Source organism: Pedobacter sp. AC190, from assembly GCF_979258025.1.
The window spans coordinates 1853350-1878081 of record NZ_OZ409824.1; the positions used below are offsets into that span (position 1 = coordinate 1853350).

22 protein-coding genes and 1 riboswitch are annotated in these 24732 nt (G+C 35.6%); of the genes, 11 read left to right on the top strand and 11 right to left on the bottom strand.

Annotated features, from left to right (window positions below; all coding sequences use genetic code 11):
* Positions 1 to 47 precede the first annotated feature (47 nt).
* Together ACZZZI_RS08100 and mutY are read right to left on the bottom strand one after the other, a co-directional pair.
* Positions 48 to 488, bottom strand: coding sequence for a single-stranded DNA-binding protein (locus ACZZZI_RS08100; RefSeq protein WP_316762789.1), 441 nt, complete (start codon positions 486 to 488; stop codon positions 48 to 50).
* A gap of 75 nt (positions 489 to 563) precedes the next feature.
* The gene (gene mutY / locus ACZZZI_RS08105; RefSeq protein ID WP_463489129.1) at positions 564 to 1607 is read right to left on the bottom strand and encodes an A/G-specific adenine glycosylase; all 1044 of its coding nucleotides are present in this window, start codon (positions 1605 to 1607) and stop codon (positions 564 to 566) included.
* Between the two features lie 171 nt (positions 1608 to 1778).
* On the opposite strand from mutY, the gene ACZZZI_RS08110 reads away from it, so the two are divergent.
* The 5 genes from ACZZZI_RS08110 to ACZZZI_RS08130 all read left to right on the top strand — a co-directional run bounded on the left by ACZZZI_RS08110 (position 1779) and on the right by ACZZZI_RS08130 (position 7112).
* Positions 1779 to 2081 (top strand): HU family DNA-binding protein, encoded by a 303-nt coding sequence (locus ACZZZI_RS08110; RefSeq protein WP_056093708.1) that lies wholly within the window; start codon positions 1779 to 1781, stop codon positions 2079 to 2081.
* 10 nt (positions 2082 to 2091) lie between these two features.
* Positions 2092 to 2967, top strand: coding sequence for a tetratricopeptide repeat protein (locus ACZZZI_RS08115; protein ID WP_344769809.1), 876 nt, complete (start codon positions 2092 to 2094; stop codon positions 2965 to 2967).
* Positions 2968 to 3247: 280 nt separating this feature from the next.
* Entirely contained in the window at positions 3248 to 4798 is a 1551-nt protein-coding gene (locus ACZZZI_RS08120; protein WP_344769807.1) for an Rne/Rng family ribonuclease, read from the top strand.
* A 121-nt stretch (positions 4799 to 4919) separates the two neighbouring features.
* Positions 4920 to 6296: a DNA repair protein RadA gene (radA, locus tag ACZZZI_RS08125; protein WP_316762806.1), complete on the top strand. Its 1377-nt coding sequence runs from the start codon at positions 4920 to 4922 to the stop codon at positions 6294 to 6296.
* 351 nt (positions 6297 to 6647) lie between these two features.
* Complete coding sequence (locus tag ACZZZI_RS08130) at positions 6648 to 7112, top strand: DUF4920 domain-containing protein (RefSeq protein ID WP_316762809.1); 465 nt, start codon at positions 6648 to 6650, stop codon at positions 7110 to 7112.
* Positions 7113 to 7191: 79 nt separating this feature from the next.
* On the opposite strand, the gene ACZZZI_RS08135 is transcribed toward ACZZZI_RS08130, so the two are convergent.
* Both ACZZZI_RS08135 and ACZZZI_RS08140 read right to left on the bottom strand, forming a co-directional pair.
* Positions 7192 to 8256 carry a branched-chain amino acid aminotransferase gene (locus tag ACZZZI_RS08135; RefSeq protein WP_316762813.1) on the bottom strand — a complete coding sequence of 355 codons (1065 nt, stop codon included), beginning with the start codon at positions 8254 to 8256 and terminating at the stop codon, positions 7192 to 7194.
* Between the two features lie 144 nt (positions 8257 to 8400).
* Positions 8401 to 9366 carry a tryptophan 2,3-dioxygenase family protein gene (locus ACZZZI_RS08140; RefSeq protein ID WP_463489130.1) on the bottom strand — a complete coding sequence of 322 codons (966 nt, stop codon included), beginning with the start codon at positions 9364 to 9366 and terminating at the stop codon, positions 8401 to 8403.
* A gap of 63 nt (positions 9367 to 9429) precedes the next feature.
* Positions 9430 to 9492, top strand: a riboswitch (Fluoride riboswitch).
* A gap of 18 nt (positions 9493 to 9510) precedes the next feature.
* Here ACZZZI_RS08140 and ACZZZI_RS08145 point away from each other — a divergent pair.
* Complete coding sequence (locus tag ACZZZI_RS08145) at positions 9511 to 10800, top strand: voltage-gated chloride channel family protein (protein WP_463489131.1); 1290 nt, start codon at positions 9511 to 9513, stop codon at positions 10798 to 10800.
* Between the two features lie 96 nt (positions 10801 to 10896).
* Here the strand turns inward: ACZZZI_RS08145 and ACZZZI_RS08150 are convergent, their stop codons facing one another.
* Together ACZZZI_RS08150 and ACZZZI_RS08155 are read right to left on the bottom strand one after the other, a co-directional pair.
* On the bottom strand, positions 10897 to 12198 hold the full coding sequence (locus tag ACZZZI_RS08150; protein ID WP_463489132.1) for an HAD-IB family phosphatase: 1302 nt from the start codon (positions 12196 to 12198) through the stop codon (positions 10897 to 10899).
* Positions 12198 to 13160, bottom strand: coding sequence for an NAD-dependent epimerase/dehydratase family protein (locus tag ACZZZI_RS08155; protein ID WP_463489133.1), 963 nt, complete (start codon positions 13158 to 13160; stop codon positions 12198 to 12200). The genes ACZZZI_RS08150 and ACZZZI_RS08155 overlap by 1 nt, the downstream gene beginning before the upstream one ends.
* A gap of 70 nt (positions 13161 to 13230) precedes the next feature.
* Between ACZZZI_RS08155 and ACZZZI_RS08160 the strand changes: the two genes are divergently transcribed.
* Both ACZZZI_RS08160 and ACZZZI_RS08165 read left to right on the top strand, forming a co-directional pair.
* Positions 13231 to 14412 carry a formimidoylglutamase gene (locus tag ACZZZI_RS08160; RefSeq protein WP_344769796.1) on the top strand — a complete coding sequence of 394 codons (1182 nt, stop codon included), beginning with the start codon at positions 13231 to 13233 and terminating at the stop codon, positions 14410 to 14412.
* A gap of 316 nt (positions 14413 to 14728) precedes the next feature.
* The gene (locus ACZZZI_RS08165; protein WP_463489134.1) at positions 14729 to 15877 is read left to right on the top strand and encodes a redoxin domain-containing protein; all 1149 of its coding nucleotides are present in this window, start codon (positions 14729 to 14731) and stop codon (positions 15875 to 15877) included.
* Between the two features lie 76 nt (positions 15878 to 15953).
* On the opposite strand, the gene purD is transcribed toward ACZZZI_RS08165, so the two are convergent.
* The 5 genes from purD to dcd all read right to left on the bottom strand — a co-directional run bounded on the left by purD (position 15954) and on the right by dcd (position 22410).
* Positions 15954 to 17225 carry a phosphoribosylamine--glycine ligase gene (gene purD, locus ACZZZI_RS08170; RefSeq protein WP_316762831.1) on the bottom strand — a complete coding sequence of 424 codons (1272 nt, stop codon included), beginning with the start codon at positions 17223 to 17225 and terminating at the stop codon, positions 15954 to 15956.
* A gap of 95 nt (positions 17226 to 17320) precedes the next feature.
* On the bottom strand, positions 17321 to 18196 hold the full coding sequence (locus ACZZZI_RS08175; RefSeq protein WP_316762834.1) for an SDR family oxidoreductase: 876 nt from the start codon (positions 18194 to 18196) through the stop codon (positions 17321 to 17323).
* 53 nt (positions 18197 to 18249) lie between these two features.
* Positions 18250 to 19011: an enoyl-CoA hydratase/isomerase family protein gene (locus tag ACZZZI_RS08180; RefSeq protein ID WP_463489135.1), complete on the bottom strand. Its 762-nt coding sequence runs from the start codon at positions 19009 to 19011 to the stop codon at positions 18250 to 18252.
* Positions 19012 to 19100: 89 nt separating this feature from the next.
* Positions 19101 to 21791, bottom strand: a complete 2691-nt coding sequence (locus ACZZZI_RS08185) for a carboxypeptidase-like regulatory domain-containing protein (protein WP_463489136.1) — start codon at positions 21789 to 21791, stop codon at positions 19101 to 19103.
* A gap of 82 nt (positions 21792 to 21873) precedes the next feature.
* Positions 21874 to 22410, bottom strand: coding sequence for a dCTP deaminase (gene dcd, locus ACZZZI_RS08190; RefSeq protein ID WP_316762843.1), 537 nt, complete (start codon positions 22408 to 22410; stop codon positions 21874 to 21876).
* A 71-nt stretch (positions 22411 to 22481) separates the two neighbouring features.
* Here dcd and ACZZZI_RS08195 point away from each other — a divergent pair, with 71 nt between their 5' ends.
* The 3 genes from ACZZZI_RS08195 to ACZZZI_RS08205 are packed head-to-tail and all read left to right on the top strand — an operon-like array spanning position 22482 to position 24685.
* Positions 22482 to 23135 carry a 4'-phosphopantetheinyl transferase family protein gene (locus ACZZZI_RS08195; protein ID WP_463489137.1) on the top strand — a complete coding sequence of 218 codons (654 nt, stop codon included), beginning with the start codon at positions 22482 to 22484 and terminating at the stop codon, positions 23133 to 23135.
* Positions 23136 to 23166: 31 nt separating this feature from the next.
* On the top strand, positions 23167 to 23916 hold the full coding sequence (gene lipB / locus ACZZZI_RS08200; protein ID WP_424057421.1) for a lipoyl(octanoyl) transferase LipB: 750 nt from the start codon (positions 23167 to 23169) through the stop codon (positions 23914 to 23916).
* A 43-nt stretch (positions 23917 to 23959) separates the two neighbouring features.
* On the top strand, positions 23960 to 24685 hold the full coding sequence (locus ACZZZI_RS08205; RefSeq protein ID WP_463489138.1) for an SGNH/GDSL hydrolase family protein: 726 nt from the start codon (positions 23960 to 23962) through the stop codon (positions 24683 to 24685).
* Positions 24686 to 24732 lie beyond the last annotated feature (47 nt).

Consider the following 24732-nt stretch of genomic DNA (forward strand, 5'->3'; position numbering starts at 1 on the left):
TGCCATTTTATTTCTGGCAACCTTTTTTGTTTTATAACGAATTGAATTTAGAACGGCAGATCACCATTTTCATCATCTGGTCGTATTGTAAATTCATCTTCTATTTTCGATTCTACATTATTCTGAACATGGTTTACTGGTTGACCAGGCTCAAAATCACTTTTTCGTCCAAGCATAGTGAAATTCTCTGCAACGATTTCAGTTACGTACTTTTTCACCTTCTCCTTATCCTCAAAAGATCGAGTTCTTAACTTACCTTCAATATAAACTAGTTTACCTTTTTGCAAGTACTTTGAAGCAACTTCCGCCAAACCTCTCCATAAAACTATATTATGCCATTCGGTTTGTTCTACACGCTTACCATCTTTATTATACGTTTCTGATGTTGCGAGCGGAAAGCTGGCTACGGTAACGCCTCCATCCAAATGCCGCACTTCTGGGTCTTTTCCCAAGTGCCCTACTAAAATAACTTTGTTAATCCCAGACATAAAATATTGTTTTTGGTTAGTTTTATCTTAAAGCGATTGTTAAATCAAATGAAAGTTAGTTAGTCTATTCATTTATTAAAAGTTCTCATCTATAAAGTTTTTGATAACGTTAGGTTGAGGTAGTTCATTTAGTACATCTAAAGAAACCCAATTAAGTTCCTTTTGTTTACTAAAGTTAAATATATAATTTTTTAAAGCAAAAAATTGAACATGGATTATTTGGTGCGTTAATATATGCTTTTTATAAGTAATCAGCTTAAAATCTGCCTCCTCTCCAAACATGTCTTTTATCTGATTAACGAAGTCGGTATCTTCAATTATTAAAATAGAATTCGTTTCAATATTCGGAAAATCATAAAGATGTTGCCATATATCCTTTGCCTGGCGTTCTTTCATTAAAACTTCGGTACCGTTATTACATACAAAATAATTAAAATATCTATGCTTCTTTTCGGCCTTTCCAATCTTAACAGGCAGTTGATTTACAACTTTATTCTGAAAGGCATAACAATCTATACTTATTGGGCAAACAGCACAATTGGGGGATTTAGGTTTGCATTGCAGTGCGCCAAATTCCATTATTGCCTGATTGTATAATGCAGAATCTTCGGCATAAAGCAAATCATTAGCGAGCTTAAAAAATTCATTTTTACCTGCCGGAGAATTAATTGCTGTACTAATTCCAAAATACCTGGCTAAAACCCGAAACACATTTCCATCTACAACAGCTTTCGCCTCTCCGGCTGAAAAAGAAGAAATTGCTGCAGCGGTGTACGCTCCGATTCCTTTAAGCTTGATCAAATCATCGTGCTGGTTCGGAAAATTGCCATTATGATTACTCATGACAAATTGCGCTGTAGCATGCATATTTCTTCCTCTGGAATAATAGCCTAATCCTTGCCAAAGCATTAATACCTTACTTTCTGTTGCGGAAGCAAAATCTGCAACAGTTGGAAAATTCTCTAGGAATTTGTTAAAATACGGTAACCCCTGTTCAACTCTGGTTTGTTGCAAAATAATCTCAGAGAGCCATATCGTGTAAGCATCATTTGTATGCCGCCAGGGTAAATCTCTTTTATTATTCAGATACCAATTTATAAGCTCATTTTGGAATGTCATTGCTGCAAATTACGGTGTAATTATTTGTTTTTAAAAAAACTTGCAATAGCCTGATAAGAACCGTGATAAAAAAATCATCTTTTATTTCCCTATCTCATTAAAAAGCAATACTTTTGCAACCCCAAATCAGTGATAATATTAAAATACACAATACATAATAATTAATAAAATATGACTAAGGCAGATATTATTTCAGAAATATCAACAAAAACCGGAATTGAGAAGGTTGATGTGCAGGAAACGGTTGAGGCGTTCTTTAAGGTTATCAAAACCAGCATGATTGGCGGTGAAAATGTTTACGTAAGAGGCTTCGGAAGCTTTGTTGTTAAAAAGAGAGCACAAAAAACAGCTAGAAATATCTCTAAAAACACTGCAATAATTATCCCAGAACATTTTGTTCCAAGCTTTAAACCAGCAAAAGTTTTTGTTGATAAAGTAAAAAATAACTCTAAAAAAATTCAAGTAGAAGCTTAAATCTAAAAATATGAATAGCAGCATAAAATTAAAACAAACCATCATTATTGGAGCGATTTTATTGCTTGTTGCCTTCTTATTTACTAGAGATATTAAAGGTTTAATTAAACCAACAGAAGAAAATGGTAAAATGCCATCATCGGGTCAAGTGGCCCAGGCAGCAGCTCCTTCTACTTCTGGATTAAGCATTCAACAAACATCTGAAGCTGCTAAAAATGTAATTAATAAAAGTTTAGCGACTGATATTACAGCCTTAGAAAACAGCTACAAAGGTGCAACTGGTACAGAAAAAACTGAATTGGCTCAAAAACTAGCTCAGAAATGGGATGATGTTGAACAATTGACACCTTCTGCACTTTATTTAGAAGTTGTTGCCGAAGCTAAACCTACAGCTACAAACTGGTTAGCATCTGGCAATAAATTTTTAAAAGCTTTTGAGAGTACACAAGATAGTTTAGCACAACCTGCTTTATTGCAGAAAGCGAATACTTCTTTCACAAAAGCGCTTGAATTAGACAAAGAAAACATAGATGCCAAAACAGGATTAGGCGTAACGATAGTAAATGGCTTAGGCGCACCAATGCAAGGTATTGCAATGTTGTTAGAAGTTGTTGCTAAAGACCCTAAAAATCTTAAAGCAAATATGAACCTTGGTTTATTTTCAATTAAATCAGGTCAGTTCGATAAAGCAATTCCTCGTTTTAACACAGTTATTGCTACAGCGCCAACACCTGAAGCCTATTTTTATTTAGCTACGGCTTTAGAAAACTTAGACAAAAACAAAGAAGCCGTAGAGGCTTATTTAAAAAGCAAAAAATTAGCGGCAAATCCAACTTTATCATCATTTATCGATAAAAAGGTTGCTGAACTAAAGAATAAAAGTTAATTAACGGATTAATAAAAACATTTAAAACTTAAAATTATGCCAAGCGGTAAAAAAAGAAAAAGACATAAAATGGCTACTCACAAACGTAAAAAACGTTTAAGAAAAAACAGACATAAGAAAAAATAGTTTCTTATTTTGATTTAGCCTTTAAACCTCATAGCTTACTATGAGGTTTAAACACTTATATATGATTTTTTTTCTTATATAATCTCTGGCTATATCAATATTTTCTTGATTACTATCCATTTGTTAATAGGCGAAAGCCTTAAATCTGTAGCTGTTGGTAAAAGAATTAATTATCAATTCGACTCCTGCCGGAGTTACCATAGCTTTGATTGAAGACAAACAACTTGTTGAGCTTCATAAAGAACAAATCAATAATAACTACGCTGTAGGCGATATTTATTTAGGCCGCATTAAAAAAATTATGCCTGGCCTGAATGCTGCTTTCGTGGATGTTGGTTATGAAAAAGATGCATTTTTGCATTACTTTGATTTGGGCCCACAGGTACAATCTTTAATTAAGCTAACTAAGATCAAGCGTAATGGCTCGGTTACAGGCACACTGTTAGATAATTTAAAGCTCGAAGCTGATATAAATAAAGCGGGCAAAATTTCTGATGTGCTTAGTAAAAATATGCTCGTTCCTGTACAAATTGCCAAAGAGCCAATTTCTACAAAAGGACCGCGTTTAAGTTCCGACCTATCTATCGCCGGCAGGTATGTGGTACTGGTGCCATTCTCCAATACCATATCCATATCAAAAAAAATAAAAAGTAATACAGAACGTAATCGCCTTAAAAAGATTATCGAAAGTATTAAACCTCAAAATTTTGGGGTAATCATCAGAACCGTTTCCGAAGGAAGAGGTGTTGCCGAAATGCAAAAAGATCTTTTAGATTTGGTTGCAAAGTGGGAAACCTTTATTAAAAAACTTCCTACTGCCGAACCTTCAAAAAGAGTTTGGGGTGAAATGGACAGATCATCTACGTTAATTCGTGATATTCTGAATCCTGATTTTACAAACGTTTACGTGAGCACGCCTGAGTTGTTCGATGATATTCGTTCTTATGTACATGATATTTCTCCAGAAATGGAAAAAATTGTAAAACTGTACAAACAAAAAGAACCAATCTTTGATCATTTCGGTATTGAAAAGCAAATCAAAAATGCTTTTGGCAAAACAGTAAACTTGCCAGGTGGTGCTTATTTGGTGGTAGAACACACAGAAGCACTGCATGTAGTCGATGTTAATAGCGGTAACCGTACTGCCAGTAAAGAAAATCAAGAAGAGAATGCTTTACAGGTAAATAAAGAGGCGGCGAAAGAAATTGCTCGTCAATTGCGTTTACGCGATATGGGCGGTATTGTGGTAATCGATTTTATCGATATGCACAAACCAACTAACCGTAAAATTTTATTCGATTATTTACGCGAATTGATGCTTTTGGATCGTGCTAAACACACGATTTTGCCCCCGAGTAAATTCGGATTGGTGCAAATAACCAGACAGCGTGTTCGCCCGGAAATGAATATTGTTACTGTAGAGAAGTGCCCTGCATGTGATGGAACAGGTGAAATAAAAGCCAGTATTGTTCTTATGGATGATATTGAGAACAACCTGAATTACATCTTAAGAGAGCAAAATGAAAAAGGAATTACACTTTGTGTCCATCCTTACATCGAAGCTTATATCACAAAAGGAATTTTTAGCTTACAACGTCGTTGGTTCTTTAAATATGGCCAATGGATAAAAGTAAAAGCACAATCTGCATACTATTTAACAGAGTTTCATTTTATCTCATCAAAAGATGAAGAGATAAAACTTTAAAGAAAGAATTTTATAAAAACGCCTAATACCTTATTGGAATTAGGCGTTTTTTTTTACAAAAATGATTTAGTTTTTCCAGCGTATAAAATCTAAATTCGTAAGTCTAAAATCTAAAATTAAATTGGCAAAAACTAAAACAGCATACTTCTGTCAAAGTTGTGGATACGAATCTGCAAAATGGTTAGGTAAATGTCCTTCGTGTAACCAGTGGAATACTTTTGTAGAAGAAATCGTCGAAAAAAGTTCAACCTCCATTCCAACATGGAAAACTGAAGCTACTTCAAGAAAACTTAGTAAACCAAGCAAGGTTGATGAAATACAAAGTTCTACTGAGCGAAGAATACCTACAGGCGATAAAGAATTGGATCGCGTATTGGGTGGCGGTTTAGTTGAAGGCTCATTGATTTTAATTGGAGGTGAGCCTGGCATTGGTAAATCGACTTTAATGCTGCAATTGGCTTTAAATTTAAAAGGTAAAAAACTGCTTTACATTTCTGGGGAAGAAAGCGAACAACAAATTAAAATGCGGGCAGAAAGGATAAAAGAAAGTCCATCTTCTGATTGCTATATTTTAACCGAAACCTCTACTCAAAATATATTTAAACAAATTGAAATACTTGAACCCGAAATTGTTGTTGTTGATTCTATACAAACTTTGCACTCGGCACATATCGATTCTACACCTGGAAGCGTATCGCAGGTACGCGAATGTACTGCAGAATTATTACGTTTTGCTAAAGAAACAGGAACACCCGTTTTTTTAATTGGGCACATCACAAAAGATGGCGCTATCGCGGGCCCGAAAATACTCGAGCACATGGTTGATACTGTTTTACAGTTTGAAGGCGACAGACATCATGTTTATCGCATTTTACGCTCCATAAAGAATAGATTTGGAGCAGCAGCTGAGCTGGGGATCTACGAAATGCAAGGTAGTGGATTAAGAGAGGTTTCGAATCCTTCAGAAATATTGTTATCGCAACGCGACGAAGAATTAAGCGGAATTGCAATTGCGGCAATGCTGGAAGGCGCAAGACCAATGCTAATCGAAACGCAAGCGCTGGTAAGTTCTGCTGCCTATGGCAATCCACAAAGATCGGCTACTGGTTTTGACACGCGAAGGATGAACATGCTTTTAGCCGTTTTAGAAAAACGCTGTGGATTTAGATTAAGTGCACAAGATGTATTTCTAAATATTGCTGGAGGCATTAGGGTTGAAGACCCTGCAATTGATTTAGCTGTATTAATTGCCATTATTTCATCGCACCAGGATATTGCCGTTTCTTCTAAAAATTGTTTTGCAGCTGAAGTCGGTTTATCTGGAGAAATTAGAGCTGTTAACAGAATAGAGCAAAGAATAGCAGAAGCAGATAAATTAGGTTTCGAAAGCATATATATTTCTAAATACAACCTAAAGGGAATAGCCTTAGAAAAATATAATATAGAAATTAAGGCCGTTAGTAAAATTGAAGAAGTATTTAGTTTAATATTTGGGTAAAGCGACGCTAAAAAACGGGGAACCATATCAACAAGTTTCTACAGTTAGAAGATGATTTTCCCCGATTCCCCAAGCAGAAAAATATTGGCACAAGTTTTACAAAATCATAAATCGCTGAAAAACAACACAATACAAGCCGATTACTTCAAATATTAAGTTTGGTTTAACATTTGCCTTACATGTTATGTTGTACATCATGGGATGTGATCTATAACAATAGGGATGATTTTCCTCGTTAGTGAGAACTAGCGAGGATTTTTTTTGTTTTCACTATTTAGAAAAATTTTAAATAACTTTGAAACAGATAATTATCGGAATAACTAATCAATATATCTCTTAAAGAATACCATCATGAAAAAAATTATTTTAAGCTTAGCGTTTTGTTTAATTGCTACATTCACTTTTGCTCAGACAGAATATAAAGGCCAAAAATTTGGTGAAGCAGTTACACCTGGCGATGTTAAACCTGCCGCAAAAATGGAGGCCGCTATGGGTAGCAAAACAACTACCGATATGAAAATTGAAGGTAAAGTCGTAGATGTATGTAAGAAAAAAGGATGCTGGATGACGTTAGAAATGGCTAACGGTGAACCAATGAGAGTTACTTTTAAAGATTATGCTTTCTTTATGCCAATGGATATTGTAGGCAAGCAAGTTGTTTTAGACGGTGTTGCTAAAAAGCAAACCATCTCTGTAGAAACCTTACGTCACTATGCTGAGGATGCGAAAAAATCGCCTGAAGAAGTAGCTAAAATTACAGATCCTAAAAAAGAACTGGCTTTTGAAGCTAAAGGTGTTGTGATATTAGATAAATAAGCTTAAAGCGGAAAGCTTTGATATAAAAAATGCCCCAGTACAATGTATTGGGGCATTTATATTTTAAGTCTTTAACGAATTACAAAACCCAGTTCCATCCAAATTCATCTGGTGCCAAACCGTAACGAATATCGTTTAGTTTTTTAGCAATGCCATTAGAAATGGTTCTTGTAGCTGAATCTGTTAATTTATATGTTTTACCTAAGTAGCCAATTTCACCAATTTGCGTTACAGTTGCAGCAGTTCCTGCAGCAAAAGCTTCAGTTAAACTACCGCTTTCAATACCCTCTATAACTTCTTTAACTGATACTCTACGTTCTTCAACCTCTACTCCAGCAGCTTTAGCTAATTTGATAATAGTATCGCGGGTAACACCATCCAACACGGTACTACGAACCGAAGGCGTAACTAATTTACCATCAATTACAAAAATAAGGTTTGCAGTACCTGCCTCTTCGATATATTCATGGTTAATCGAATCCGTCCAAATTAACTGGTCGTATCCTTCTTTTTTCGCTTCCTCGAAAGGATATAAAGAACGAGCATAATTACCTGCTGTTTTAGCAAAACCAACACCACCCTCATCTGCTCTGGTAAATTCAGTTTCGATTTTAACCTTTAAAGCCTTACTGTAATAAGGGCCGGTTGGCGTAGTAAGTAACGCAAACTTATAAGTATCTGATGCTTTAACGCCTAAATAAGGATCGGTAGCAAACATAACAGGACGAATGTATAAAGCGTAATCATCTTGTGAAGGCACCCATTTTTCATCGATATTAATTAAAGCTGCTAAACCTTGCATAAAAATTTCTTCAGGAATAGAAGGCATAGACATCCTTGCAGCAGATTTATTAAAACGCTCGAAATTTTTATCAGCCCGAAAAACACTAATTCCACCGTTAGGCTGGCGATAAGCTTTTAAACCTTCGAAAATTGCCTGGCCATAATGAAGCGCAGAAATTGCAGGGCTCATTAAAATTGGCCCATATGGCAAAATTTGAAGGTTTTTCCATTCGCCGTCTTCATAATCAGCGGTAAACATGTGATCGGTAAAAACTTTACCGAAAGGTAATTGCGAAAAATCGGTAACTGATAATCTTGTTTGATCAGCCTTCGCAATTTTGATATCTAATGTCTCGGTCATATTATTGAATTTTGAATGAGTGAATGATCAAATGACCGTAGTTTTTCTACGCTCATTCTAAAATTCAATAATCCACTCATTCTGTCATTAACTATTTGGCGCAAATTACGAAAAAAGACGCTTTTTAAATAGCTTTTTAGGATATTAATCTTTGTTCTTTAGTGTTTTGAGTACACTAAGCACCCACCCTTTTCCCCATTTTTCCATTTGTTCTGGAGTCCATAAGAATGGGTAAAAAATTCTTTTTTGGAAACGCGGAGGCAAATACTTCTGCCAGTTTGTTCCACCTGTTGCCGCAACATCAACGGGATCTTTTTCCAGATAACGAACAGCCGATTTATAATGAGAAAGTGGCCACTCTACATTTACGTACAAATCTAACTTTTTTAATTCTTCAGCCAAGGCAGCAACATTGCTTCCCGAAGCCTCTAATTTATGGTAAAGTGCCGAAAAATTAGTTAAAGTTCTATCCTTTGCCAGTTGTAAAAACTGAGCTGAATACTTTTTAATAAACTGTTTTAAGGTTAAAGTTTGCTTGCCAGAAGCCAATTCCGTTGCACCGAATTTCCAGTAAATATTTTCGAACTGCTCATCAATGCTTGCATTACTTAATTCTTCTCGTTTGCTTTTGTCAACTAAACGGATAAAATCTGTGGCGCAGATTTCAATCATTCGATACTGCCCTGATTGAAACCCACTCGCAGGTAAGAGCGACATCCTGAACTTTAGAAATTGTTCTTTCTCCATACCATCAACCATTACTTCGAAAGAGGTTGTTAAAGCATTAAAATAAGCATTTATTCTTTTAACACGGGCAGTAAAAAACTCGACTGTCAAATTTTCATGTTCGGCTATTTGTTTACACTCATGCAAGGCCAACTTAAAGTAGAGCTCTGTAATTTGATGATACATGATGAAAATCTCTTCATCAGGAAAAGGAGTTTTTGGGCTTTGTAAACTCAACAAGGTATCCAAATGGATATAGTCCCAATAGGTTAGAAAATCAGCGTAGAGCAAACCATCGAGATAAGAGGCCATATCCTGCCCCATTGCTGTATATTTTTCCTGTAACTGATTGAGTTTGTCTTTTATTTCTGGTGTAAAATCCATCGTTTTGGTTTATCAGTACAAAGGTGTTAAAGATTTTGAACAAATAACTAAAATTTATACATTTGAAACAATGGCGATGGGGTACCGCCAAAACCGCCAAAACAGGCTGATGACTCCTACGATTTTATTTAAAATTAATTTTAAATGCCTGTTAAAAAACTAACAGAAGGTTTTCTTCTGTATCTCAATCGTATTATTCAAATAGATTTTAGTGCTTTATTTTGGAATGGACTGAAATGGATTTTCTTTTCAGCTTTACTAGGTATAATTGTTGGTTCTGCTTCAGCTTTATTTCTAGAAGCGCTTAACTGGGCAACTCAATATCGAGAACAACACCTCTGGATTATAGGCTTGCTGCCCCTTGCGGGATTAATAATCGGCGCAGCCTACCATTATTGGGGTAAAGAAGTAGTAAAAGGAAATAATTTGCTAATTGAAGAATTACAAAGCCCTAAAAATATAATCCCGCTGATCATGGCTCCGCTAATATTTGCGGCGACTATAATTACGCATTTATTTGGAGGCTCTGCTGGGAGAGAAGGAACTGCAGTACAAATTGGAGGTGCATTTGCCGACCAGTTTACTAAAATATTTAAACTCGAACCAAGTGATAGAAAGATTATTTTAATATGTGGTATTAGCGCTGGTTTCTCTTCAGTATTTGGAACACCACTAGCGGGTGCCGTTTTTGGACTGGAGGTTTTCGTTATTGGAAGCTTATTTTATAGTGCAATATTACCGTCTTTTATAACTGCAATAATTGCTGATTATATCTGTAAAACTTGGGGTGTTGGCCATACACATTATTCTATAGCTTTTGTTCCAGACATGCATATCTTAAACTTATTTTGCTCTTTATTGGCTGGAATTATTTTTGGATTAGCAGCCAGAAGCTTCTCGATTCTAAATCACAGTTTATCACGCATTTTTGAAAAAGTAAAATATCCACCATTAAGACCTGTAATTGGAGGTTTCATACTTATTACAATAATATACTTATCCGCTACAACCAGATATATTGGTTTAGGTATTCCTGTAATCTCAGAATCTTTTACTACCCAAGAACCATATTACACATTTGCCATAAAGCTATTTTTAACCGCATTAACGTTAAGTGCTGGATTTAAAGGTGGCGAGGTTACCCCATTATTTTTTATCGGTGCAACCTTAGGAAGTTTTTTAAGCTTATTTCTCCCCTTACCTGTTGGATTATTAGCAGGAATGGGTTTTGTTGCCGTATTTTCAGGCGCAGCAAATACGCCATTAGCTTGTATTTTTATGGGGATGGAATTATTTGGAGTAAGTTCGGGTATATATATAGCGTTGGCTTGTACAACGGCTTATTTATTTTCTGGCCATACTGGAATTTATCGCTCTCAGGCTATAGGAAATCCGAAATACAGGCTTTTAAAAAAGCACTCGTTTTTAAGCTAAGTCCATCGTCTTTCCGTTTGGCGTGTAAAGAAGTGAAGAAATCTTAATCTTAGTAAAAAGATTTCTCCACTGTAGTAGGAATACTGATAATCGATTTTAATACAGCACCCTGAATTTTATGGTGTGTTCAATTTTTTTCAAGGCTTTAAACAATTGTTTATCGTACTCCGCATTTATATCTGTTATGGCGTATCCAATTTCGGGATTTGTCATTAAGAATTGTCCTACAATATTAATATCGTGCTTAGCAAAAACAGTATTTATCTTCGCCATAATACCTGGAACATTTTTATGAATGTGAATTAAACGGTGAGATTTATCAATTTTAGGCAATTGTAAATTCGGGTAATTGCTACTTAAATAAGTTGCTCCAGTATTCATAAAATCGGCCACTCGTTTAGGAATGAAATCGATATTACGCGGATTGTTTTTCGGATCATCGAAAACCACAATGCCTTGTTTCGTGCATAAATCGAAATCGATTTTATTTTTCGCATTCCCCAAATACCCAATGGTTTTTAACTTAACAGCATTCTTTAGCTGTTCTTTCGTTAGTTTTTCACCATCTGCTAAAATAATAATCCCAACATCCTTAACATATTTTTCTTCGAAAGATGTTTTCTGTCTAATTGAAAGACCATCATTTTTTAAAATCGCCGTTGTTGCTGGATTAACATCACCAATAACCAAACAGAGAATTCTATTTTTTGGATAAGAGATGGCACGAGGCAAATCGTTCACGTACAAAAATTCATCAAAACTCGGCGTAATGTGGTCGGCTTTAGCCACAATGCTTTCACGGGCAATGTTTTCGGTAAAAGCAAAAAATTTATTAATCATGCCACTTTCGCGTAGCTGAAAATCAGAATAACCATCGCCTATGCCAAATAATTCCCCTTCCAGTTTTAAATGTTGAAGTAGTTTTACCTTTCCACCTTCTTCACTTAATGGATTTGCATGGTCGTAATCTATAATTTTACCATCACCTGTGGTTACAAAAGTGTTGGCATAAATATTTTCCTTTTTAATGTGGTATTGACTTACAACTGGAGTAATAAATTCCTTAAATCCACCTGAAACAATTAAAACTTCATCAGCGTGTTTTTTGAAAAACTCGGCATTGCGAGAAAATGAAGTTGAAACCTTCTTTTTTAAATGCTTAATTAACTGCTTTAAGTGTTCTTCATTAGCCTCAAGTAATCTTACCCGTTGAGCTAAACTCTCGGAAAACGAAAGCTTACCTTCCATTGCGAGATTGGTATAATCCTCAATTTTCTGAAAAATAGCTTCCTTTTCGGGATGCTTTTTTAACGAAATTCTGGCAAGCTCGTCAAGTGCTTCAACCTGAGTAAAAGTGCTATCAAAATCGATTATGTAGTAGGCTTTCTCTTTCGGCATTATTTTAAATATTGGGTAATTTCTTGTATAGTTTGGCCAACAGGCTTAAATGTAATTCCTGTTTCGTTAATTACTTTTTCATTGTTATAATAACTTAAAGATAAGCTGCTTTTTGCAGCATCTTTAGTAATTGATGGTTGCTTTCCTGTAAAAATAGAAAAGAATTTTAAAGCTCTCCAGGCGATCCCCAACATCCACGGCTTCGCTTCCGTTTTTGGTGCCTTAACTTTAAATCCATTTGCTATTTCAGTAAATAAATCTTTATAATGATAATTTTCAGAAGAGATGATATATCGCTCGGCGGTAGCTGGAATTTCCATCAGCAATATCATTGCTTTAACCACATCCTCAACATCAACTAAGCCCGAGGCTCCATCAGTATAAAAAGGAAAACCGCCCTTTACTAATTTAAAAATTGCGCCACTCCCTTCGAAACCTGCATTTGTACCTATTATAACCGATGGATTAACAATTACAGCATCTAAACCCTCGGTAATGCCACGCCAAACTTCCATTTCACCTTCATACTTAGATAAACCATAAGCATGCGCCTTTGCATCGTATTCCCAAAAATCCTTTTCAGTAATCTGTTTTCCTTTTTTTGCCTCACCTAATGCAGCAACCGAACTTACATGTAATAACCTGCAATTATGTTCAACGCAAAGATTTACAATGTTTGAAGTACCATCTATATTAACATGAAAAAGTTGTTTTTTATCTTTCGGATTAAAAGAAACAAAAGCGGCACAATGAAATACTTTAGTTATTCCGACAAAAACATCCTCCAGATTTGCGGGTTCATTTATATCACCTAAAACCCAATCAATTAACGGGTTATTATCTAAAATTTTAGGAATTTTGGAAGTACTCCGTTTTAAGGCTCGAACGGCTAAACCACTATCTGTTAGCTGTTTTATTAATTCAGAACCTAAAAATCCTGTTCCGCCAGTTACAAGTATCATTTATTTTTTTCGGACTACATGTGAAAATACGCATTCAAAAATAGATATTTGAGGCGATAGTTTTAAATATATGTCATTAACCGATTTCTTTTCTCCCTTAAATACCGAACAATTTACTCCAAAGCAAGGCTTTTTTACCAGCCAGCTTGGTTTAAAAACACAATTCTATACCGAATCTTTTCCCGATTTTGAGGAAAACAAATTTGATATCGCCATTTTTGGGGTACTTGATGGTAGAAGTGCGGTTGATAATGAAGGCTGTGGTATTGGTCCAGATTATTTTAGGGAGAAATTTTACAAACTTAACGAAGGTGCATTTGCCAGTCGCTTGGTAGATTTAGGAAATATAAGACCTGGTGCTACTGTTGCAGATACATATATCGCAATAAAGATGGTTGTTTCGGAATTGATAAAAAATGATATTATTCCTGTAATTATCGGAGGCGGCCAGGATTTAACCTACGCTCAATACCTGGGATATGAAAATTTAGAGCAAAAAGTTGATTTGGTTATTGTGGATAACCAATTTGATATAGATGATGACAACCAGGAAGGCATTGCAACACGTTCAGATTGTTATCTGAATAAAATTTTCTTACATCAGCCAAATTACCTTTTCAATTTTAGCAACATTGGTTACCAAACTTATTTTGTAAATCAGGAAAGCTTAAGTGTAATGGATAAGTTATACTTTGATGTTCACCGTTTAGGCGAGTTTTCACAAGATATTACCTTAACCGAGCCCATAATTCGTAATGCAAATATGATTAGCTTCGATATGGGCTGCATTCGTTCTGCAGATGCCGCAGCAAATGGAAATGCAACACCAAATGGTTTCGACGGAGAAGAAGCTTGCCGAATTACACGTTACGCTGGCATGAACGATAAATTAACTTCTATCGGATTTTATGAATTTAACCCTGCTTACGATAATAACGGACAAACTGCTTTTCTATTAGCGGAAATGGTTTGGTACTTTATCGACGGTTTTTATGCACGCAAAAAAGATTTCCCTTTAACTCCGAAATCGCAATTTATAATTTACAGAACCAGTTTAAAAGATGGATCTGGAGAGATGACTTTTGTGAAGAGTAAAAAATCAGATCGCTGGTGGATGCAGGTTCCTTATCCCTCAGGTCAATCTAAAAACGAACGTTACCATTTGGTTCCTTGTAGGTACGATGATTATCAAATGGCCGTAAATGGCGATATGCCAGATTTATGGTGGCGTACTTATCAAAAGTTAAATTAAAATTTTTCTCAAAGCTTTGAATTTACAAATTCATAAATCGAATCTATCTTTAAAACAGTTTGTTCAGTTTCATAAATCGCTTGTAAAGCTGGTTTTACTGTATGCAACAATTAAGCTTTACAACTGGCATTAAATGATTCCCGCTATAAAAGTGTTGGATTTATAACAATCAAAAAAACAGGTATATAATTGATTTACAATCAAATAACTATAATTTCAGTAATGAAGTAGTGTAAAAGTTATCATAATTTTACACAAGCGAGCGCGTTCTAAAAAGTATATATACCTATTTTTGGTTACACAGATAAAACACTTAATGAAAAAAATATTATTTGCATTAGCATTATTACCATTTACAGCCTTCGCCCAGAAGCCATTTAAAATTAATGGCAAAATAAAGGATTTGAAAAAAGGAGATAAAATATATTTAATCTATCAGGACGGTGCACAAAATGTTTCTGATTCTGCAATAGTAAAAAATGCTAGAGGTTCGTTTGTTTTTAGAGGAAATTTAGCGGGTCCGACGCAAGGCGTATTATTTTTAAATAAAAATCCTTTTGCCAATCCGTCAAACCAAGATGATCAATTAGATGCCTTATCGCTATATGTAGCACCTGAAAAGATTAGAATTAATGGGCAAGATTCGTTAAAAAAAGCGGTAATTTCTCGCTCAGCAATTAATAATGAATCTAAAAAATTAAAAGCATTAACTAAACCCATTAACGATCAATTGGCTGCAATTGATGCAGAATACAATAGTTTTACTGATCAGCAAAAGCGAGATGAACAAATCGTAGATACAATTCGCCTTAAATTCGAGCAGGCAACAAGTCAATTGTTGAAAGTATTGCTGGGCTTTATAAATGAAAACCCAAATTCATTTATCAGTTTAAATACGGTTGGCCAAATGGCTAGCAATCCCCAACAAAAGGAAAATGCCATTCAAGCCTTCGATTTATTATCACCAGAGCTAAAATCATCATCAATGGGAAAACAGTTAGATGCTTTTTTAATGAATGATAGAAAAACGGCAATCGGCGCTCTTGCGATGGATTTTACACAAAACGACCCAAGCGGAAAACCAGTTAAGTTATCTGACTTTAAAGGTAAATATGTTTTGATTGATTTCTGGGCTTCGTGGTGTGGGCCATGCCGTAGTGAAAATCCTAATGTTGTTGCAGCTTATGACAAGTTTAAAGATAGAGGTTTTACGGTTTTAGGCGTTTCTTTAGATCAGCCAGGTAAAAAAGATGCTTGGCTAAATGCAATTGAAAAAGATAAATTAACCTGGACACAGGTATCGGATTTAAAAGGCTGGAGCAATGAAGCGGCACGAATGTATGGTATCACCTCCATTCCAGCTAACTTTCTAATAGACCCAACAGGTAAAATCATTGCAAAAGATTTAAGAGAAGAAGCTTTGCATGTAAAACTTGAAGAATTATTGGGTAATAAATCAGAATAAAAACCAATTCTTGATATAAAAAAGAAAGCTTCCAAACTAAAAATCTGGAAGCTTTCTTTTTTATAGGTTTTATAGATTAAACTAGATCAAAACCGATATCTTCTCTGAAGTATTTCCCATCAAAATAAATTCTACCCGCATCGGCCGTTGCCGATTGTAATGCCGTAAATAAATCTTTTTGTAAGCTGGTAATGGCTATTACACGACCTCCATTTGTTTTAACCACATCGTTTTCTAAAAGCGTACCCGCATGGAAAGCGTTAGAGTGACGGAGATTTTCGATACCCGAAATGGCTTTTCCTTTCAAATAATCGCCAGGATAACCGCCCGCGACAATCATAACAGTTGCAGCAGTTTGCTCACTAATTTCTAATTTAACCTGATTCAAAGTTTTATTTGCAGTAGCCATAAAAAGCTCAACCAAATCGTTTTCAACCCTAGGAATAACACTTTCAGTTTCTGGATCACCCATACGTGCGTTGTACTCAATTACGAAAGGTTCTTCTCCTACTTTTATCAATCCGAAGAAGATAAAACCAGTATAATCGATATTATCTTTCTTTAAACCATCAACCGTAGGTTTAATAATTCTTTCTTCAACTTTTTGAAGAAATTCTGGGGTTGCAAATGGAACTGGAGAAACGGAACCCATTCCACCTGTATTTAAACCAGTATCACCCTGACCAATTCTTTTATAATCTTTTGCAGATGGGAGTGTAAGATAATTCTCACCATCAGTTAAAATAAATACAGAAAGTTCAATTCCGCTTAAAAACTCTTCAATAACCACTGTAGCACCAGCAGCACCGAATTTTCCGCCAAGCATTAATTTTAACTCTTCTTGAGCCTCGATAGTTTCAGTACAAATTAATACACCTTTACCCGCAGCCAATCCATCTGCTTTTAAAACAACAGGAAGCGCATGGTTTTGAAGATAAGCCAAACCATCTTCAAGCGTTTCGGGAGTGAAAGATTTTGAAGCTGCAGTTGGAATGCCGTGACGTTCCATAAACTGCTTAGAAAAATCTTTACTACCTTCTAAAATTGCACCTTCTTTTTTCGGCCCGATAACGGGGATGTGTGCAATTGCTTGATCAGCTAAGAAAAAATCGTGAATACCATTTACCAAAGGCTCTTCAGGGCCAACAATTACCATTTCAATATTTTCAGCAAGAACAATTTTCTTGATAGAATCGAAATCATTTACGCTGATGTTGATATTGGTACCAAAAGCACCTGTACCTCCATTTCCAGGTGCAATAATTAATTTATCACAAAGTGAAGACTGGCTGATTTTCCAGGCGAATGCACTTTCTCTGCCACCTGAACCTAATAGTAAGATATTCATATCGGCAAAGATAATAAAAATGTAAGATGGAAGATGTGCGACGGAAAATGATTAAAGACTCAAACATCATCCATTTTACATACTTAGGTTTTACATTATTTTGCACTTCTGGTCATTTGCTCAAGCATATCCCACATTTCGTTTGGAATAGCTTCTAAACCGTTCATTTGTCCTGCGCCTTGCAACCATTCTCCACCATCAATGGTAATAATTTCGCCATTAATATATCCCGAAAAATCGCTGATTAAAAACGCAGCCAAATTTGCTAGCTCCTGATGCTCGCCAACTCTTTTTAAAGGTACGCGGTTTTTGAAATCGAATTTTTTAGCTAAATCTCCTGGTAACAAGCGCTCCCAGGCACCCTTTGTAGGGAAAGGACCTGGCGCTATGGCATTTGTTCGAATGCCATATTTGCCCCACTCTACAGCCAAAGAGCGAGTTAGAGCCAAAACGCCGCCTTTAGCACAAGCAGAAGGCACAACATAAGCTGAGCCCGTGAAAGCGTAAGTGGTTACAATATTTAATACAGTTGCCTGTTGTTTTGCTGCAATCCAGTGCTTACCAAAAGTAAGCGTGCAGTTTACTGTGCCTTTTAAAACAATGTCGATTATAGAAGAAAATGCATTTGCAGATAATCGTTCCGTTGGAGAAATAAAATTTCCAGCAGCATTATTAACTAATCCATCAACCTGACCAAATCTTTCTATGCTTTTAGCTAAAACATTTTCTACCTGTTCTATTTCGCGAACATCGCAGGCTAAAGCTAAAACTTTACCGCCAGTTTTTTCTTCCATTTCGTCGGCGGTTTTTTGCAAAACATCTTGTTTACGACTTGTAATAACAAGATTTGCCCCCAATTTCAAGAAGTAAATACCCATGGCTTTACCCAAACCTGTACCACCTCCTGTAATTACAATTGTTTTACCTTCAAGAGAACCATCTCTTAGCATTGGCGAATTATAACTAAACATATTTGGTTATTGTTTAAACTGGTTAAATATTAAACTGAATTAGAAACCTCGATTTACTTTCTCTGAAGATTTTCTAAAATCGTTTTTAGAATGTGGCGGGTGGTTGGCGACCACCATTGCTCTAACATTTTAGCTAGTGCTGCCGACTGGTCGGAGCTTACAGAGGCAATAAGCTTTTCGCGAATATTTAGTTTACTTTGCGACCAGGTATTACTTTCTAATTCCATAAATTTCTTAATCTTTCGTTCGGCAGCCGTAAGTAAGCTTTCGTTTTTAACGATTTCGTCGATTAACCCAACTTTTAAAGCTTCTTCTGGATTATAAAGTTTACCAGTTAGCAAACTACGCGAGGCTTCTGCCTGGCCTATCCAAAAAGCATATAATTGAAAAATACTATTGGGTACAATTATCCCAACGGGAACTTCGTTTAAACCGATAATATACTGCCCTTCTGCCATTACGCGATAATCGCAGGCTAATGCAATGACGCAACCGCCAGCTGGACTATGGCCGCTAATTGCCGAAACAATAGGTTTTTTAAAGGAAACCAAATTTGCTGTAAACCCAAAAAACAAATTAAAAAAAGATTTTGCCTCTTCTTCGTTGTAATTATACAGTTCTACCAAATCTAAGCCCGCTGAAAAAAATGGAGCCGTTCCTGTTAAAATTACGCCCCCAATATTATCATCAGCAGAGATATTTTTAAGCATATCATCCAATTCGGTAATCAGCTCGCGGTTTAACGCATTCGATTTTCCTCTATTTAATGTTATGGTTGCTAAACGGTCTTTTACACTTACTTTAATTGTATTCATGTTAATAGTATCAAATTTGAGTATTAAGCAGCAAGCTAATCATCAATTGTATTATGCATGCATATTAATTCAAATTTATTTATTTTTTCCTATTTAACGTCATAAGTGTAAACCTTTCTTCCTAAATGGCCTAAAGCATCAATACCTTCTATTACTACGCGGTAAGTTGCAGCCTCATCAGCATTATAGAAATCGAATTTAGCTTTCCCATCTTTATCCGAAACAACTTGTGGCGACCAAAAAACAGTGCTTCTAAAATCTGCTCTATTTGTTGTTGAAGCATTATCATACTTCGGCGAGTAAAAATCTCTTAAAGCTGCAAAGCCTTTCGGGTTAACAACAACTATACCTGGAGCATAATTATTATAAGATACCTCGCCCCCTCCTCGTTTCGTTGTGATGATTATAACGCCACCACTACCTCTGCTACCATAAATTGCGGTATTGCCAGCTGATCTTAAAACTTCTATTGTTTCTATATCGTTAGGGGTTAAATTATCTAGAAATTCGCCTTCCACTTCCATACCATCGAGCATAATTGTCATTGGTATATTCTGGCTACGAGTAGAATATGGTATCCCTCCTTTGAAAATAACAAAAGGTAGGCGCCCATTTAAGCATTGCGATAAGTTTACGCAGCTTTGCAAATCTTTAGCTGAAAGTACAAAATCGGCATTACCAGCACCGTTTAAATTTGATGAATTTTTAGCTACCAAACGCTTATCCGTGATCACAACTTCATCAAGTTTTATAGTTTTTTCGAGTAAACCCAAACGCGTTAATTCATTAAAATAATTATCACTCTCTTTAATATATTTCATTAAAGTATTGTTCACATTTACATCAATATCTGCACTGTTTTTATTTTTGGTAACGATTTGATATGGAACAGCATCAACATTAATATCTACAAACTTTCTATCGGCTTTTGTTCTGGCCTGAACAATAAATTTTGCACTATCATTAAAAGAAAGATTATCGAAATTAAATTTCCCTTCCGCATTAGTTATCGTATCTAAAACTAGAAAACCGCCTTTGGTAGACATGAGCATAACTTTTCCATTTGGAACTGGCGTTCCTCCTTTTGTAACGGTTCCGCTTATCGAAATAGATTGTTCAGGTTTATAGGTAATTGCTGGGCCTGCATTATTGATTACATTTCTCCATAAAAACCTTCTCCAGCCTTGAGTAAGCATTAAATTATCTAGTTCTCGGGCTGTTTTCGCATCGTCATTTAAAAAATAATGATTTGGTTTTTCTACATGACCTGCTAAATCAGAAGTTAACCAAAGCGATGCAAAAATATTGCTTTCGTTATTTTCATCAGGTGCTACCTTAGTTGCGTTTGTTACCGAAACAGAAAAACTTCCCTGAATGGGTTTTTGCTCATTTGTTGCATCAAAAGTAAAAGTAGTTTTCCCTTTTCTTGCATCGGATGCAGCTGAAGCACTTAGTTCTAAATCAATAACATCGAATTTGTTTTTGTTGAAAATTAAACGTTCTGCTATTGGCTGATTTGTTGCGGAGAATAAGGTAAACTGAACAATCCCTGATGGCAGTTTGCTTCTAGGAACGTTAGCGATTAAAACCTGCTTATCAACTTTAGCTTTTGATACATAGTAAATGTTACCACCATGTTGAGCTACAATTTTTACTTCATCACCATTAGTAAGGCTTGCACTAGTCATTATTTTAACCGAAACCTTACCTGTATCGGTATTGTTAATGGCTAAAGCATAACCTGCTTTTTGTGCAACAGGTAATTTAAAGTCCTTTTCTGAACCATCTTTAAAATTAATTTTGGCTGTATAGGTTTTACCAGGCTGTACATTTAGGGTAAAATTACCCATACCTAAGTAGGCACTTGCAATATTGGTAACCGTTTCGCCAGTTTCATCAACAATTTTACCTTTTACATCTTCGCCATTACCAGCGCCGTTTAAAGCTTTTATTGCAATTTTTTGAGGAAGTTCCTCGATAAGTGTTCCACCTTCTGGCAAGAATTGAACATCAATATCATTACTAGTTGAGGTTATCGGAATGGATTTAACAATCTTCTGCTTATTATCGAGTGTTATTGTGGCGATGATTTTACCCTTCTTATTCAGAAAGCTTTGGCTGTTAGAAAAATTAACTAGAGCATCGCCCTTAAGGTCGGTTTTGGTTTTGCCTTTAGCAATTGTTCGAAAGTCTAATTGTACGTCGTAGCTTACATCATTTTCTGTGTACGCAACTCCATTTTTATCTTCGAAATGAATTGTAGCGGCTACTTTTTCAGCGTTGTTTTCTTTGCTGAATTTATATTCGGTATTGGTAAAAACTTTATTCGCCCAACTGTTACCTACTTTAATGGTTTTATCAAAAAAGAAATCTGTACCAAAATTTCTCATGTAATTGGTGTAAGCTCTGATTCTGTAATTACCTTCGCCTAGTGAATCGGTAAGTTTAAAATCGCCCCAGGTTATACCTCCCATTATTGGCAATTTAACTAATCTTTTTAACGAGTCTTTCTCGTTAATTAACTCTACGTATAATATTTTGCTGATATCCGTTGGTAGTTGAGTCTTGGTGTTTAACACATAAGCTTTAAACCAAATGTCATCGCCAATGGCATAATATGGTTTATCTAAATGGAGGTAAACTTTTTCTTGCTGATACTTTGTACTGTAATCTTCAAGTTTTTTAATAATCGTTGAGAAAGGATCATCATCAATTTTAAATGCTGCAAAACCGATAAGCACGGCAAGGAAGCTCAAAAGGAGCGTAATTTTGGATTTCATTTGGCGTGATGTAAAAAATAAATATGCCTCAAGGTACGAAACCCGAGGCATATTTTTATGAAGATAAAATGAATTATTTCTGTTAGAAAACGTTCTTCCACATCATGCTTTCTACTGGTTTTGTAGTTTTATTGTTGTATTTGGCATTGCCTTTAGAGTTGTACATGGTTTCAATATTTCCTTCAACCACAAAATATATTAGTTGACCAATAGGCATGCCTGCATAAATTTTTACTGGCTGGGCTACAGAAATTTCTAATGTCCAGGTATTGCAAAAACCTACATCACCTTTACCAGCAGTAGCATGAATATCAATACCTAAGCGACCTGTACTACTTTTACCTTCTAAAAAAGGAACATGACCATGTGTTTCGGTATATTCTAAAGTTACGCCCAAGTACAAGGTGCCTGGATGAAGCACAAAACCATCTTTAGGAATTTCGAAATGCTCAATTTCATTGTGTTTTTTTGCATCGAGCACTCTGCTTTTGTATGTAGCCAAGTATTTACCTAAATGTACATCGTACGAGTTTGTGCCCAAACAGCTCCTATCAAAAGGCTCTATTATAATTGTTCCCTTATCTATCTCTTCCAGAATCCTTTTATCTGATAATATCATTATTATGCGTATTTTTGGCCTAAATTATCATTTATTTAAGATAATATTGCATGCTAATCCCAAATTTATAAATGCCAATAATTTATAATAAAAATATTGATGAGCATTCGGTTCTGGCAATTTGGAAAATTGAAGAAACTGAAGAAGAAATGTTAGCTGGCTTACAGCTTAAGCAACACGAATGGGACATAATCTCTTCTTTTAATAATGGCAAGAGGCTTCTGCACTGGCTCAGTACACGGCTTTTGCTTAGAAAACTTTTAAATACGGAAGAATACATCGACTGCCAGTTTGATGAAGATGGGAAGCCCTATCTCACCAATTTTGATTACAAAATTTCTTTAAGCCATTCGTACGATTACGCTGCTGTTATGATTAGTAAAGATTATGCAGTAGGCGTTGATATTGAATTGATCAAGCATAAAATAAAAAGCATAAAACATAAGTTTTTAAGTGATGTTGAGCTTGCCCAAAAGCAAATTGGTGATAATACAGAAGGACTTTATGTTTGCTGGTGTGCTAAGGAGGCCATTTACAAGTGGCATGGTAAAAAAGGATTGGAGTTTAAGCAACACATCCACATTAAACCATTTAAATTAAAAACAGAAGGTGGTAGCTTAAATGCCCTGGTAGAATTACCTAACGGAACCCGTGAGCTTACTGTACAGTATTTTAAAACAAAAGATGGGTATATGCTGGGCTATGTACAGGCTCCTCAACACTAAAAACGCATCTCGCCCCAAAAATTAACAATATATGAGTAAAGATCTTGGTTTAAATCATGCAACTGAAACTCCTGGTTCAGAAGAAAAAGCTATTCTAACGCAATTTATTGACTGGGGTTTAACCGATTATCAGGAAGCCTGGAATAGACAAGAAGACTTATTAAATAAAACGGTAGCTATTAAAAGCGAAAACCGTGTTAACGGCACACATTTACCTACGCCGAATTACCTGATTTTTAACGAGCATCCACATGTTTACACTTTGGGCAAAAGTGGCCATCAAGATAATTTACTATTGGATGAACAGGGACTTAAAGATAAACAGGCTACCTATTATAAAATAAATCGCGGCGGAGACATTACCTACCACGGACCTGGACAAATTGTGGGTTACCCAATTTTAGATTTAGATAACTTTTTTACTGATATTCATTTATACCTACGCACTTTAGAAGAAGCTGTAATCCTAACTTTAAAAGATTATGGAATAGAATCTGGCCGTTATCCAGGTTATACTGGAGTATGGCTTGATGCAGATAATGATCAGGCTCGCAAAATATGCGCTATGGGCGTTCGATGTAGTCGTTGGGTAACCATGCATGGTTTTGCCTTTAATGTAAATGTCGATTTGGATTATTTTAAAAACATTGTGCCTTGCGGTATTGATGATAAAGATGTTACCTCACTTGAAAAAGAATTGGGCTACAAACCAGACATTGAAGAGGTTAAAGAAAAATTAAAAAATCATATCGCTGAACTTTTTAAGATGGAGTTGGTCTAGTAATTCGAAAATCTAACAACTCCAATTTTGCGTAAATTAGGGTATGAAATTTTTATCAAGCATCGTTTTATTTTCTTTATTATCTTCGGCCTGTACTAAAGAAAAGCCAATGTCAATTGCTAGTCCAACTAATAATATTCCTCCTATAACAAATACAAGTGGCACTTTTAGCTATTTAGCATTAGGCGATTCTTACACAATTGGCCAATCTGTACCTCAATCTTCATCCTTTCCTTTTCAGTTAAAAGATGCGCTAAAAATGGAAGGATTAACTATTGAAACACCAAAAATTATTGCCGTAACAGGGTGGACAACCGATGAATTGCAGGGCGCAATTAGGCAAGCAAAGCTTACTCAAAAGTTTGATGTTGTTACTTTATTAATTGGCGTTAACAACCAATACCGAGGTTATCCCCTAGAAACATATAAAAAAGAATTTTCAGAATTATTACAAACTGCAATCGACTTTTCAGGCGGAAGAAAAGCCAGAGTATTTGTAATTTCTATACCAGATTGGGGCGTAACTCTATTCGGAAAAAATGCGTCGAAAACACCAGAAGTAATAGCTACAGAGATTGATGCTTTTAATGCGGCTGCAGCAAAAATAACTATGGATGCTGGCGTAAGTTTTACCAATATTACGCCCGATTCGAGAGTGGCAGCAAATGACCCATCATTAATTGCCGAGGATGGCCTACATCCGAGTGGAAAAATGTACCATAACTGGGTTAATGCCTTAACGCCGAAAATTTCTGCCGCACTTAAATAATTTAATATCAGCTTGTTCTGTTTTTAGTTTAAAAATTATAAATTAGT